Genomic DNA, 13,254 nt, shown 5'->3' with positions numbered 1-13,254 from the left:
AGGACCAGGTGTATGGTCAAGGAGTGCGCACGCATGGATGGTCCGGATCAGCTCCCGCCGACGACGCGGAGGCGATCGACCGCATCGTGGCCGCCGCCCGCCGCGCCATCGACCGCTCCGGCGACGAGTTCAGCATCGCGGAGGTGGCCCGCGACCTCGGCGTCACCCGGCAGACCGTGTACCGCTATTTCCCCAGTGCGGAAACGCTTTTGACCGCGGCGGCCATCGCACAGACCGAACATTTCCTGAATGTGCTTGCCGAGCGACTGGTCGAGATTCGCGATCCGGCGACCGCGGTCGTGGAGGGCATCGCCTACACCCTCGAACGCCTGCCGGAGGAGAAATACCTCGGTCTGCTGCTGCGTCCGGGACGGGCCAGCGCCTTCTCGGCGGGCGTAACCTCCGATACCGCACGGTCTTTCGGGCGTTCACTCCTGAAGCGCTACTCGGTGGACTGGGCGGCCGCCGGCATCTCGGACAGCGACCTGGACGAGCTCGTCGAGCACATGCTGCGCATAGTCCAGTCGTTCGTCATCGACCCGGGCCGCCCCCCGCGCCGCGGAACCGAGCTGCGCGAATATTTGTCGAAATGGGTTGCGCCCGCACTGCCTTCGAGCTGATTCCGGGCCGGAACATAAGGGAAACCCCGGGGACTAGCCTGCCCCGGGGTTTCAGTGGCCACCCAATTGCGGCACGCCGACCTGTTTAAGAACGTGCTCAGTCTTACGTTAACGTGACGCTCTGCGATTGAGCTACGGCCCATTGGTGGCTGAGCCGGAGGGAGTTGAACCCTCAACCTTCACGCTGACAATCCGTCCTCTCGGTTCGGCGTTCGGCGGCGAATGCTGAAACTGGAGCGATAGTGTGAGTTTGATGGCGCACAGCGCCGGTCACATTGATCTTCTGTTTCAGCTTGCGCTCCTTGCGCAGTGCCGACTGTAGTCGCCGCCGCACCGATCAGCCAAACAAATATCCGAAGACTTCCGCCCCCAGTTTGCGCTGGGTGATCTCGGCGTTGTTGGCCTCCTCGCGCGCGAACTTGACTGCGTGCTGGAGCTTTTCGACGCGCTCGGTCAGCTCGTTGACGCGCTTGGCGGGCAGTGCGCCGGAGAACCGGATGGTCCGCCAGTAACCGACCACCACATCCTCGTGATACACCTCGACCTGCGCCGGATGCTTCTCCGTCGCTTCGGCTTTCACGTGGTTGCGCGGGATCTTCTTGGTGCGCACCGTCTGTACCGGCTCGGTGGCGTAGCAGTCGGCGGCGGCGTCGTACTCCCAGGTCTCGGCGGCGTCGAGGACCGGCAGTTTGCGCACCAGGGTGTGCAGGTCCACCAGCTGCTTCTCCAGGAACAGCAGGTAGGTGATGGGCGCGTCGGCGACCAGCGTGCGGCCGTCCACGACGACGTCGGCGGTGGCGGTGCAGTTCGCCCAGTCCTTGGTGGCGACGACGTCGAACAGTTTGGTCAGAATGTCGGCCGTGGTCTGCAGGACCTCCTCCGAACGCACCTGGACCCGGGTCGACTCGGGCGGCAGCTGCTCACCCTCCTCGTCCTTGGGTCGGTAGGTGCGTGAGATACCGCTCAGCAGCGGGTTCTTGGCCAGCTTGGCCTGGGCCTCGGCGAGCTCGGAGAAGGTGCGGGACTTGATCCCTTTCTCGACGGCGACAATCTGGTTCAAACGAGTCATTCGGGCACTGTATCGGCGTATCGGTCTTGGCGGCCAAGCATTTTCGGCGCACCGCGACGGCCAGGCCCGGGCGGGCTGTTCGATCGGCTGTCGAGCACGGGTGCCCGGGGGAACAGGGGAGGGGTCTCGCGCCCCGAAGCCGCGCTGCGGCGGAAATCGGGCGTGCGGTAGAAAAGGTATGGCGTCGTGGACGCATCCGCTGATGCCGCCGCCGAGGAGACTTCGTGCGGTCATCGACATCTGAACGGAGAGGCTGTTTCATGGCGACCTCGGAAGCGCGCGCCCAGATCGGCGTGACCGGCCTGGCGGTCATGGGTAGCAATATCGCCCGCAACTTCGCCCGGCACGGCTACACCGTGGCCCTGCACAACCGCAGCATCGGCAAGACCGACGCCCTGCTCGCCGAGCACGGCGGTGACGGCGACTTCGTGCGCACCGAGACCGTCGAGGAGTTCGTGGCCGCGCTGGAGAAGCCGCGCCGCGTGCTGATCATGGTGAAGGCGGGCGACGCCACCGACGCCGTCATCGAGGAGCTGGCCGCGGCCATGGAGCCCGGCGACATCATCATCGACGGCGGCAACGCCCTCTACACCGACACCATTCGCCGTGAGGCGGCCATGAAGGCGCGCGGCCTGAACTTCGTCGGCGCCGGTATCTCCGGTGGTGAGGAGGGCGCGCTGAACGGCCCCGCCATCATGCCGGGCGGCCCGAAGGAGTCCTACGAGTCGCTGGGCCCGCTGCTGGAGTCGATCGCCGCCCAGGTCGACGGCGTCCCCTGCTGCACCCACATCGGCCCCGACGGTTCCGGCCACTTCGTGAAGATGGTGCACAACGGCATCGAGTACGCCGACATGCAGCTCATCGGCGAGGCCTACAACCTGTTCCGCGACGCGCTGGGTTTCGACGCCAAGCAGATCGCCGACGTCTTCACCCAGTGGAACTCCGGTGACCTGGAGAGCTACCTGGTCGAGATCACCGCCGAGGTGCTGAACCAGGTCGACGCCAAGACCGGCAAGCCGCTGGTCGACGTGATCGTCGACGCCGCGGAGCAGAAGGGCACCGGCCGCTGGACGGTCAAGTCCGCCCTCGATCTCGGCATCCCCGTGACCGGTATCGCCGAGGCCGTCTTCGCCCGCGCCCTGTCCGGCTCCCGCGCCCAGCGCGCCGCCGCCAAGGGCCTCGCCTCCGGCGTCCTGGGCGAGAAGCCCACCGACGTCGCCGAATTCACCGAGGCGATCCGCCAGGCCCTCTACGCCTCCAAGATCGTCGCCTACGCCCAGGGCTTCGACCAGATCGCCGCCGGCTCCGCCGAATACAACTGGGACCTGCACCCCGGCGACCTGGCCACCATCTGGCGCGGCGGCTGCATCATTCGCGCCCGCTTCCTCAACCGCATCAAGGAAGCCTACGAAGCCGACCCGTCCCTGCCGTCCCTCATCCTCGCCCCGTACTTCCGCGAGGCCATCGAGACGGCCATCGACAGCTGGCGGCGAGTGGTCGTCGTCGCCACCCAGCTCGGCATCCCGGTCCCGGCCTTCGCCTCCTCGCTGTCCTACTACGACGGCCTCCGCGCCGAGCGCCTCCCGGCCGCCCTCACTCAGGGCCAGCGCGACTTCTTCGGCGCCCACACCTACGAGCGCGTCGACGCCGAAGGCAAGTACCACACGCTGTGGAGCGGCGACCGCAGCGAAGTCCCCGCGTAATTCGCGGCAGGACAACCGGTCTCACCCGAAAGGCGGGGCAGGCGCCGACTCGGCGCCTGCCCCGCCTTCTCGTTCAGCACGCCCCACACCGCGAGGGCGATGAACGGCGCCGCCGTGACCGCGAGCGCGGCCGCGACCATCATGAGGACGAGGAACAGCCCGGAGGAGCGGCGGGGCGGGGCACAGGTGGTGACGTCATAGGGGCAGGCACAGCAACAGGACTATTCGGTCGGGGTGGGTTTCGCACTGGATGGGGCCTACCTGGACGTTGTACTCGCGGATGGTGCCGGAGTTGGGGTTTCGGAGCCGGAGGGTGCGGACGGGCGGGGTGAAGTCGACCGTGCCTTCGGACCAGTAGTGGCGGAAGTGGGGGTAGCGGGCCAGCTCGGCGACCAGGGTAGTGAGGGCGGGGTCGTCGGGGAGGCGGCCGACGGTCATGCGGAGCCATTGGACGTAGAGGCGGACCTCGGTCTGCCAGTCGGGTTCGACGAGTTTGGCTATCGGGTTGCCGAAGAGCCAGTGGAAGATATTGCGGTCCTCGCGGAGACCGGGGAGGGCGGCGTACCAGGCCTCGTTGGCGTCGAGGACGTCGCCGCAAGGGGCGATATAGGCGGCCGGGGCGGGTTCGAACAGGGCCAGGGCCTCGTGCTGGTCGGCGGTGAGGGAGTCGTACAGGTCCTCGGAGGTGGGGGCGTCGTCCGCGCGCAGGCCGGCCAGGTCGAAGAGGTGGCGGCGGTCGGTGGGGGTCAGGGGCGCCTTGGTGTCGAGGCAGCGCAGGAGGGCTTCGACCACGGACCGGGTGGGGTTGCCGCGTTCGCCCTTCTCCAGCAGCGTGACATAGCTGGCGCTGACGCCGGCCGAGTATGCCAGGTGTTCGCGGGAGAAGCCGCGTTCGTCTCGGAGGCGGCGTAAGGCCTGGCCGAAGCTGGGAATGGAGATGTCATCCGCCAGCCGGTCGCCGTCTCCGGTCACCGATGCCCGCCTTCCCACTGCCTGCTCGTCGCCGATTCCCGCTCGCAGTCACCGACGAGCAACCCATAACGGGATGCTGCCACACAACTCGTTTCGCGACGATCATGCGTTGGATCCTGTTTGTGTGTGTTGCAGCGCTTGTGGCGGCGGTGCCACGCGTGCTAGTCGCGCTTACCACACCGTGCCGCGATCGGGTACTGGGAAGGTGCTGGGTATCGCCATGGAGTCGGCGCAGAATCCGCGTCCGGCTCTCGCCGGGACATGATGGGCCGCATTACTTTTCGAGGCGTCTTCAATTTCTCGCTCTCGAAAGGTTCAACACATGTGGGCTCTGGTTCTCGCCGCGGTCGGTCTGATGACGGGTAGCGCGGTGGCCGCGGGTGCGGCGGGTAGCGCGGGATCGCTGGCCGGGAATATCTGACCGGTCAGGGCTGCGGGTCCGCGGCCATCGCGTCGCGGACCGAACTCTCCTGTGCGCCACGGAATGTCGGCTCGGGGTGCAGGAGAATGGAATAGACGGCCTTGGTGTCGGCCAATTGTTCGCGCAGCCAATTCTGGCGATAGACCATGGTGTGGGGCATGGTGTCGTCACCGACCGCGACCGTATCGATTCCGGCCGCGCGGCACAGCGCGATGGTGCGGGGCAGACTGAAATCCTGGGTGACCGCGATGGCGGAGGTGACGCCGAAGATGTCGTGGGCGCGCACGCACGATTCGTGGGTGCTGAATCCGGCGTAGTCGAGCGCGATCTTGGCGGCGGGCACGCCCTGTTCGATCAGGTAGGCGCGCATGGCGGTCGGCTCGTCGTAGGTGGAGCGGCCGTTGTCGCCGGTGAGCAGCAGCGCCTTCACCTTCCCGGCCGCCAGCAGCTGCCGGCCCAGGTCCAGGCGGGCCTTCAGATAGTCCGACGGCTTCCCGTTCGCCTTGACCTCCGCGCCGAGCACGATGGCGACATCGGCGGACGGAGCGCTCTCCACGCTGTACTCGTACTTCCGGTGCGCCATCCGGATCCACAGATCCGACGCGACCAATACCGTGAACCCCAGCACCGCGATCACGGCGCAGATCTTCACCACCCGCCGCAACGGCAACCATGTGGCGACCCGGCTGCGGGCGGAGCGGAGAGTGGAACGCAACGGCATGGTTGCCAGTGTGCCGGAACTCCCCGCGCCGATCGAACGACTTTTCGCCCGCGTCGCGACCGGATCAGATCGGCTGCACGCCGATCATCGGCAGCACCGTGCGCCGCGCGAACTCGCGGGCCGCGGTCTCGTCGGTGAGCGGGATCAGCCCGTCCGGCGTCAGCACCAGCGACTGCCCCAGCCGCGCGAACACCTCCGCCACCAGATCCGCGTCGAAGTCCGGGACGTCCCCGGAAGCCTGTAGCGCGCGCAGTTTCTCGGCCAGGTAGGTGCGTCCGACCGCGAGCACCGGCCCGGCCTCGGTGGTCAGCCGCGGCAGGATGGTGTCGGGTTCGGTGCGCAGCAGCCGCCGCAGCAGCTTGTTGTTGGCGAGCTGAATGATGAACGCCGCGAACACCTCGACCAGCTGCGCCTGCCCGGACTTGCCGACCGCGGCGCGGCGCACGCGTTCGTCGATCTCGGCGATGAACAGCTGCGCCTCGCGCACGCCGACCGCGGCGACCAGATCGTTCTTGGATTCGAATCGCCGGTACAGGGTGGCGGGGCTGATCCCGGCGCGACGGGCGATCTCCCCCATGCTGGTTCGCTTGATCCCGAAGTCCAGGAACGCCGACAGCGCGCTTTCCAGTAGCTGTTCGCCTTCGCTCCGCGGCTTCTCGAGAATGCGTTGCAGGATGGTGGGAACGGACGGCATCGAGTCTCCAGTCGATCGGGTGGACGACCCCGCGACAACGCGGTGAACGGCCGAGGCGCGGTAGCGCACAGGCCGATCCGAAAGTATCTCATTGCCTCGGGGTCGCGGTTCGTACCCCGTCCGATCAGTGAACGCCCGGTCCGGTCAGCGGACGTCGAGGGCGGCCATTTCGCTCTCGATGGCATTGGCCGCGAAATCGATGCCGCTGGAACGCAGTTCGTGGACTCGGCGTTGCAGCGCCTCGAATCCCCCTGGCTGCGCGGCGATGTCGGCCACGCTGATGCGCTGTCGGTGCATACCGTCGTGCTTGTACGACACCGTGAAACCTCCTGCTAGCCCCGAGCGCGGACCCGGCCGGCGGCGGCACAGCGCGGGCCGCCGGGAACGCATCCGCCGATGCTAGCAGCGTACTGACTGGTCACTTGTTCAGTGTGGGGCTTCTCACACGCCCCCTTCAGTCACACCTCTTGACCCTGCCGGTGCAGCGCCGAGTTGTGCAGGTATGCGGCCGCATTCAGGCGAATGTGATCGCGCTCGGCCTCGCTCAGCTCCCGGCGCACCTTGCCCGGGACGCCCGCCACCAGCGACCCCGGCGGGATCTGCGCGCCCTCGGGCACCAGTGCGTTGGCCGCGATCAGACTGCCCTCGCCGATCACCGCGCCGTTGAGGACCGTCGCGCCCATCCCGATCAGCACGTCGTCGCCGACCGTGCAGCCGTGCAGAATCGCGTTGTGCCCGACCGAGACACCCTCGCCCACGGTGCACGGGAAGCCCGGATCGGCGTGCAGCACGCAGCCGTCCTGGATATTGCTGCGCGCGCCCACGGTGATCTGGTCCATGTCCCCGCGCAGCACCGCCGAATACCAGACGCTCACTTCGCCTTCCAGCCGCACCCGGCCGGCCACGGTGGCGTTGGGCGCGATCCACGCGGTCTCGTCGATCTGCGGCGCGTGCTCACCCAGCTGAATCCTCATGGGGCGAACTTAGCGGCGGAACAGGGCGCGGTGGGCCGCGGGGGTGGTGCCCAGCAGCCGGTGGAAGTGATGGCGCAGATTGACGCCGGTGCCCAGACCGGAATCGGCGGCGACGCGATCCATCGTGTCGTCGGTCGATTCCAGCAGCAGCCGGGCGTGATCGACGCGCTGCTGCAGCAGCCACTGCTGCGGGCTGGCGCCGGTGCGATCGCGGAATCGCCGGGTGAAGGTGCGCCGCGACATGAGCGCCGTCCGCGCCCAGCCGTCCAGGTCCACCGGCTCGTCGAGATGGGTGCGGGCCCACACCATGGCGTGCTCGATCGGATCCTCGTCCACCGACTCCGGCACCGCGACCGGAATGTACTGCGCCTGTGAGCCACTGCGATGCGGGGCCAGCACGAGACTGCGCGCCAGTTCGGCCGCCATCCGGCTGCCGTGGTCGGTGCGCACCAGATGCAGGCAGCAGTCGAGCGCCGCGGCCGTGCCGGCGGAGGTGATCAGGTCGCCGTCGTCGGTCCACAACCGGTCGGCTCGTACCCGCACCGCCGGATAGGTGCGGGCCAGCTCGGTGGCCGCCGACCAGTGCGTGGTGATCTCGCGTCCGTCGGCCAGGCCGCTGGCCGCCACCGCCCACGCGCCCAGGCACAGGCCCACGATCCGCGCGCCGCGGGCGTGCGCCCGGTGCAGGGCCTCGCGAACCGGTTCGGGCAGTGGGCGATCGCGGTCCCACGCGGGGATCACGAAGGTGTCGGCGGTCTCGGCCGCCTCCAGGCCGTGGCCGACGACGATGTCGAATCCCGCGGGCGTGGCGAAGGTTCCGGGCTGCTCGGCGCACACCACCACGCGGTAGGGGCTGTGGTCGGGGCCGCCCGCGCCGATCCGGCCGAACACCAGGGTGGGGACCGACAGGTGGAAGGGGCTGATCCCGTCGTGCGCCAGAACGGCGACGGTGTGCTCGGCACTCATGGCCCGATCTTATCGATACGAGGCCTTCGGGCCACTGTCGGCGCTCGGCCCCGACGACGAAACTCGATGCCATGACGAACAAGATCGACACCGCGCCCGCCCTCGAGATCCTCCACATCGGCGGTCCCACCGTGCGTTTCGGCTACGGCGACCTGACCTTCCTGACCGACCCCACCTTCGACGAGCCCGGCAACTACCCCGGCCCGGTCACCCTCTACAAGCTCGCCGGACCCGCCGTCCCGGTCGCGGAGATCGGCCCGATCGACGTGGTGCTGCTCTCGCACGACCAGCACGCCGACAATCTCGACGCCGCCGGTCGCGCGCTGCTGCCGAGCGTCGAACACGTGCTGTCGACCCCCGACGCCGCCGAGCGCATGGAAGGCGTTCGGGGACTCGCGAACTGGGAGTCGACGCGGATCGGCGCGGTGACCGTCACCGGCGTGCCCGCGCTGCACGGACCGGAGGGCTGCGAGCCGCTCACCGGTGTGGTCACCGGGTTCGTCCTGCAGGCCGACGGGCTGCCGACCGTGTACGTCTCCGGCGACAACGCCTCGGTCGAGAACGTGCAGCGGATCGCGGAACGCTTCGGGCGCATCGACATCGCCATCCTCAATGTGGGCGCGGCGAACGTCGACCGCTTCGGCGATCTGGACCTGACCCTCAACGGCCGCACCGCCGCCAAGGCCTCGCTCGCGCTCGGTGACGCGCTGATCGTGCCGGTGCACGCCGAGGGCTGGGCGCACTTCTCCGAGCACCTCGACTACCTGACCCACCGCTTCATGCTCGCGGGACAGACCGACCGCCTGCGCATCCCGAGCCCGGGCGAGACGTTGGCCCTGGAACTCCCCGCCGCGGTAGCCCGCTGATAGTGGCCGCCGAATTCGGGCCGTGGCGCTGATGGCTGCGCGGCCCCGGCCGGGGAACTATGGCGGTATGAGAATCGGGGTTCCACGGGAGGTCAAGGAGCAGGAATACCGCGTCGCCCTCACCCCGGCCGGCGCCGGGGAACTGGTGCGGGGCGGCCACGAGGTGCTGATCGAGGCCGGAGCGGGCATCGGGTCCGGCTTCCACGATGCCGACTACCTCGAGGCGGGCGCCCGCACCGCGCCCACCGCCGACGACGTCTGGGACGCGGCCGAACTGGTGCTGAAGGTGAAAGAGCCCATCGCCGAGGAGTATCCGCGCATGCGGGCGGGGCAGGTGCTGTTCACCTTCCTGCACCTGGCCGCCTCCCGCGAATGCACCGACGCCATCCTGCGCTCGGGCATCACCGCCATCGCCTACGAGACCGTGCGCGCCGCGGACGGCACCCTGCCGTTGCTCGCGCCCATGAGCGAGGTGGCGGGCAAGCTCGGCGGCATGGTCGGGGCGTATCACCTGATGGCGCCGCAGGGCGGGTCCGGACTGCTGCTCGGCGGGGTGCCGGGCGTGCGGCCCGCGGACACGGTGGTGCTGGGCGGGGGCGTGGCGGGCGTCAACGCGGCGACCGTCGCGCTCGGCATGGGGGCGCGGGTCACGGTGCTGGACACCAATATCGCGCGCTTGCGGGAACTCGACGCCCGGTTCGGCGGGCGGCTCACCACCATCGGATCGAATACCGCCGAGGTCGAGAAGGCAGTGCTGGCCGCCGATCTGGTGATCGGGTCGGTGCTGGTGCCGGGTGCGCGGGCCCCGAAACTGGTGCCCGACAGTCTGGTCGCGCGGATGCGGTCCGGCGCGGTGCTGGTCGACATCGCCATCGATCAGGGCGGCTGCTTCGAGAGCTCGCATCCGACCACGCACGCGAAACCGACGTTCCACGTGGCGGACACGCTGTTCTACTGCGTCGCGAACATGCCGGGCGCGGTCCCGCACACGTCCACGGTGGCGCTCACCAATGTGACGCTGCCGTACGCGCGCGCCATCGCGAACCTGGGCTGGTCGGGCGCGTGCGCCGCGGATCCCGGTCTCGCGCAGGGGCTCACGGCCGACGCCGGTCGGCTCTACTCGCCGGAGGTGGCGGCCGCGCACGGCCTGGGGCCGGCGACGTACACCTCGTCCTGACCACGGTGGCGGGCCCGCGACCGGGGTGAATCCGGTTGCGGGCCCGCGGTGTCCGTCGCTCAGGACTCGGACGAGCCCAGCGCCCAATCGGGTCCCGCGCCGTCGGCCGGGAGGTCGCGGAGCTTGTCGGGGTTGCGCACCACGTCGATCTTGGTGATCCGGCCCTCGTCGATGGTGAACGAGAAGACGCCGGTGTTCTTGCCGTCGAACACCACCAGGCCGGGACGGCCGTTGACCAGCACCGGGCGACCCCACGCGCCGCCGATCTTCGACGCGAACTCCAGGAACCCGAGCAGCGTCGCGGCGACCTTGTCCGCGCCGTGCATCGGGTGCAGGAACGCCTGCACCTTGCCGCCGCCGTCGGAGGTGAAGGTGACATTGGTGTCGAGCACGCCCAGCAGTGCGCTCAGGTCGCCGGAACGCCACGCCACCGCGAACGCCGACACCACCTTCTCGTGCTCGTCGGCGCTGGCGGGGAAGCGGGGGGTGCCGTTCTCCACGTGTTTGCGGGCGCGCGAAGCCAATTGGCGCACCGCGGCGGGGGTGCGGCCCACGACTTCGGCCACCTCGGGGCCGGTCATGCCGAAGACGTCCTGCAGCACGAACGCGGTCCGCTCGGCGGGCGACAGCGATTCCAGCACCACCAGCAGCGCGGTGGTGACCCGCTCGTCCTGCGAGACGCGGTCGGCCGGGTCGTCCCAGGTGGTGACCTCGGGCTCCGGAAGCCATTCGCCCACATACTGTTCGCGCCGCGCCCGCGCCGACCCCAGATAGTCGAGGGCGAGCCGCCCGGTGACCGTGGTCAGCCAGGCGCGCAGGTTCTCGATCTGCGCATCCTCCGGGCTGGTCTCGTAGTACCGGACCAGCCGCAGCCACGCCTCCTGCACCACGTCGTCGGCGTCGCTGAGACTGCCGAGCGTGCTGTACGCGACCCGCCGCAGGTAGCCGCGATGCTCCTCGAACTGCCGTGCCAGCTCGGCCTGATCGGGCCCGTTCCGTCCGTCACCACTCATCGCAACCCTCGCCTTCGCTCACGCCCGCCCGATGGGGCGGACCGTTCACAGGACCGACGAGACAGCTCGCCGGGCTGTGACATTCCCCTGGAAAATCTAGCGAAGGCGACCGGACGGTTCGCGAATTCGCGGTGACGGGTCAGCGTCGCCGCAGACAGACGGCCGTGGCGGCGAGGACCGCCGTCGCGACCTGAACGGCCTCGGACAGCCGGACCGCGCGCCGCAGATCGGGAACCCGGGGGACCGGACCGTCACCGAGGGTGGGCCGCATCTCGATCCCGTGCCGGTACTCGGTGCGGCCGCCGAGCGTCACGCCCAGCGCGCCCGCCATGGAGGCTTCCGCCACACCGGCATTCGGGCTCGGATGCTTGCCCGCATCGCGCCGCCAGGCCCGCCAGGCGGCGGCGGGACGGCCGCCGATCACCGGTGCGAGGGCGGTGGTGAGCAGGCCGCTCACCCGGGCGGGCGCGAGATTGGCGACGTCATCGGTTCGCGCGGCGGCCCAACCGAACCGCCCGTAGCGTTCGTTGCGATAGCCGACCATCGCGTCGAGGGTATTGACGGCCCGGTAGGCCAGCAGTCCGGGAACGCCCGCCACCGCGCCCCAGAACAGTGGCGCGACAGTCGCGTCCGAGGTGTTCTCCGCGATCGATTCGAGCGCCGCGCGCGCCAGCCCGTCCGCGTCGAGCACCTCGGGATCGCGGCCGCACAACGACGGCAGCAAGGCCCGCGCGCCCTCGATATCGCCGGACTCGAGGCGATCGGCCATGTCGCGCCCGGTCTTGGCGAGGGTCGTCCCGCCCAGCACGGTCCAGGTCGCGGCGGCGGTGAGCGCCACCTCGCCGAGCGTCCGAACGATCTCGTTCGAACGCGGCCGCGAGGTGCGGTGTTTCGCCCGGGTCCGTCCGGAGACGGCGCGTCCCAACCCGATTCCGAGTCCCGTGACGGTCCCGACCAGCACGACTTCGTGCACGACTCCGGCGGCCCGGTCGTCTCGATAGGTGACCTGCTCGACCTGGATTGCCGCCGAACCGAACCCGGCCACCGGATGTCCGCGCCGGGGATCGCCCAGCATCCGGTCCAGGCCGAACCCGAGGAGCAGTCCGGCCGCGGTAGCGGTCGCCCTCAACGCCGGTTGCCGTAGCGGTCGGCGAGGCGGGCCTCGTTCGTGGCGGGCGCGGGTTTGGGGGCCGGGTCGTTGGGCTTCGACTTGGTTGCCGGAGCGGGTGATTCGGCCGCCTGCGTCGTGGCTTCGGTCGCCGGGGTCTCGGCGCCCGTCGACTTGGCGGCCTCGGACTTCTCGCGGCGGCGAGCGCGGATCTCGGCCCACACGAAGTAGCCGAGACCCAGCGGCGCCATGACGCCGAAGGCCAGCCATTGCAGGCCGTAGGACAGGTACGGGCCGGCGTCGAGCTGGGGGAGGGCGTCGGGGGTGAACGCTCCGGGCTGGCCCGCGTCGAGTTGCAGATACCCGCCGAGGCCGTCGGTCGGGATGGGCGTCAGCGGCAGACCGAGAACGGTCGCTTCCTGCTGGGTGTCGGTTGTGTACACCTGCCGGTAGCCGTCCTCGGTGGTCGGCGGCTTCTTCTCGATGACGCCCTCGGAGGCGCGGATGCGGGCCTCGAGGTGCTGCGGCCCGGTGGGCGGGTCGGCGATGGCGGGCGGGCGGGTGCCGCCCTGCGCGGCCGCGATCTGGCCGCGGTCGACCAGCAGGGTGCGGCCGTCGTCGAGCCGGAACCCGGCGAGCACGGTGTAGGCGGGCTGCCCGTCGAGGTGGCGCAGGCGCACCAGGACCGTCGAGTCCGGGACGTAGCTGCCATCGGCGGTGACCCGCCGCCATTCGGTGTTCTTGCCGTCGCCCGACAGCAGCCCGGCGATGTCCACCGGGTCGGCGTGCACCGAGGCGGCGATGCGGTCGTTGCGTTCGGAGGTGCGGGTGTTCTTGCCCAGCTGCCAGGGCGCGAGCACGGTGAAGCACAGGTAGGCGAAACCGGCCACCACCACGGCCAGGATCAGCCAGCTCGGGCGCAGCAGGAAGGTGAGGCGACGCAGCAGTGA

At 69.7% G+C, this 13,254-nt stretch carries 14 protein-coding genes; 4 read left to right on the top strand and 10 right to left on the bottom strand.

Annotation, left to right across the window (positions count from 1 at the left end; translation table 11 throughout):
• Nucleotides 1-23: 23 nt before the first annotated feature.
• Nucleotides 24-620, top strand: a complete 597-nt coding sequence (locus ACQP06_RS25850; protein ID WP_433667020.1) for a TetR/AcrR family transcriptional regulator — start codon at nt 24-26, stop codon at nt 618-620.
• Between the two features lie 337 nt (nt 621-957).
• Here the strand turns inward: ACQP06_RS25850 and ACQP06_RS25845 are convergent, their stop codons facing one another.
• A complete protein-coding gene (locus tag ACQP06_RS25845; RefSeq protein ID WP_433667019.1) occupies nt 958-1,689 on the bottom strand; it encodes a hypothetical protein in 732 nt (243 codons plus the stop codon).
• 260 nt (nt 1,690-1,949) lie between these two features.
• On the opposite strand from ACQP06_RS25845, the gene gndA reads away from it, so the two are divergent.
• Entirely contained in the window at nt 1,950-3,392 is a 1,443-nt protein-coding gene (gene gndA, locus ACQP06_RS25840; protein WP_433667018.1) for an NADP-dependent phosphogluconate dehydrogenase, read from the top strand.
• Between the two features lie 195 nt (nt 3,393-3,587).
• Here gndA and ACQP06_RS25835 read toward each other — a convergent pair whose 3' ends face one another.
• The 6 genes from ACQP06_RS25835 to ACQP06_RS25810 form a co-directional block, all read right to left on the bottom strand.
• Complete coding sequence (locus ACQP06_RS25835; RefSeq protein ID WP_433667017.1) at nt 3,588-4,364, bottom strand: helix-turn-helix domain-containing protein; 777 nt, start codon at nt 4,362-4,364, stop codon at nt 3,588-3,590.
• 425 nt (nt 4,365-4,789) lie between these two features.
• A complete protein-coding gene (locus tag ACQP06_RS25830) occupies nt 4,790-5,506 on the bottom strand; it encodes a SanA/YdcF family protein (protein ID WP_433667016.1) in 717 nt (238 codons plus the stop codon).
• A gap of 64 nt (nt 5,507-5,570) precedes the next feature.
• Nucleotides 5,571-6,200: a TetR/AcrR family transcriptional regulator gene (locus ACQP06_RS25825; protein ID WP_379276425.1), complete on the bottom strand. Its 630-nt coding sequence runs from the start codon at nt 6,198-6,200 to the stop codon at nt 5,571-5,573.
• 144 nt (nt 6,201-6,344) lie between these two features.
• On the bottom strand, nt 6,345-6,518 hold the full coding sequence (locus ACQP06_RS25820; protein ID WP_213560258.1) for a hypothetical protein: 174 nt from the start codon (nt 6,516-6,518) through the stop codon (nt 6,345-6,347).
• Nucleotides 6,519-6,658: 140 nt separating this feature from the next.
• The gene (locus ACQP06_RS25815; protein ID WP_357096816.1) at nt 6,659-7,174 is read right to left on the bottom strand and encodes a gamma carbonic anhydrase family protein; all 516 of its coding nucleotides are present in this window, start codon (nt 7,172-7,174) and stop codon (nt 6,659-6,661) included.
• Nucleotides 7,175-7,183: 9 nt separating this feature from the next.
• Nucleotides 7,184-8,140 (bottom strand): GlxA family transcriptional regulator, encoded by a 957-nt coding sequence (locus tag ACQP06_RS25810; protein ID WP_433667015.1) that lies wholly within the window; start codon nt 8,138-8,140, stop codon nt 7,184-7,186.
• 71 nt (nt 8,141-8,211) lie between these two features.
• Between ACQP06_RS25810 and ACQP06_RS25805 the strand changes: the two genes are divergently transcribed.
• Nucleotides 8,212-9,006, top strand: a complete 795-nt coding sequence (locus ACQP06_RS25805; protein ID WP_433667014.1) for an MBL fold metallo-hydrolase — start codon at nt 8,212-8,214, stop codon at nt 9,004-9,006.
• A gap of 67 nt (nt 9,007-9,073) precedes the next feature.
• Nucleotides 9,074-10,183: an alanine dehydrogenase gene (gene ald / locus ACQP06_RS25800; protein WP_433667013.1), complete on the top strand. Its 1,110-nt coding sequence runs from the start codon at nt 9,074-9,076 to the stop codon at nt 10,181-10,183.
• A gap of 59 nt (nt 10,184-10,242) precedes the next feature.
• On the opposite strand, the gene sigJ is transcribed toward ald, so the two are convergent.
• The 3 genes from sigJ to ACQP06_RS25785 form a co-directional block, all read right to left on the bottom strand.
• Entirely contained in the window at nt 10,243-11,196 is a 954-nt protein-coding gene (gene sigJ, locus ACQP06_RS25795; protein ID WP_433667012.1) for an RNA polymerase sigma factor SigJ, read from the bottom strand.
• 139 nt (nt 11,197-11,335) lie between these two features.
• On the bottom strand, nt 11,336-12,325 hold the full coding sequence (locus ACQP06_RS25790) for a cobalamin biosynthesis protein (protein WP_433667011.1): 990 nt from the start codon (nt 12,323-12,325) through the stop codon (nt 11,336-11,338).
• Nucleotides 12,322-13,248, bottom strand: a complete 927-nt coding sequence (locus tag ACQP06_RS25785) for an SURF1 family cytochrome oxidase biogenesis protein (RefSeq protein ID WP_433673435.1) — start codon at nt 13,246-13,248, stop codon at nt 12,322-12,324. The genes ACQP06_RS25790 and ACQP06_RS25785 overlap by 4 nt, the downstream gene beginning before the upstream one ends.
• Between the last annotated feature and the right edge of the window lie 6 nt (nt 13,249-13,254).

The organism is Nocardia sp. CA-136227 (assembly GCF_050955695.1).
GTDB lineage: Bacteria > Actinomycetota > Actinomycetes > Mycobacteriales > Mycobacteriaceae > Nocardia.
This window is presented reverse-complemented; position numbering and strand designations above follow the sequence as displayed.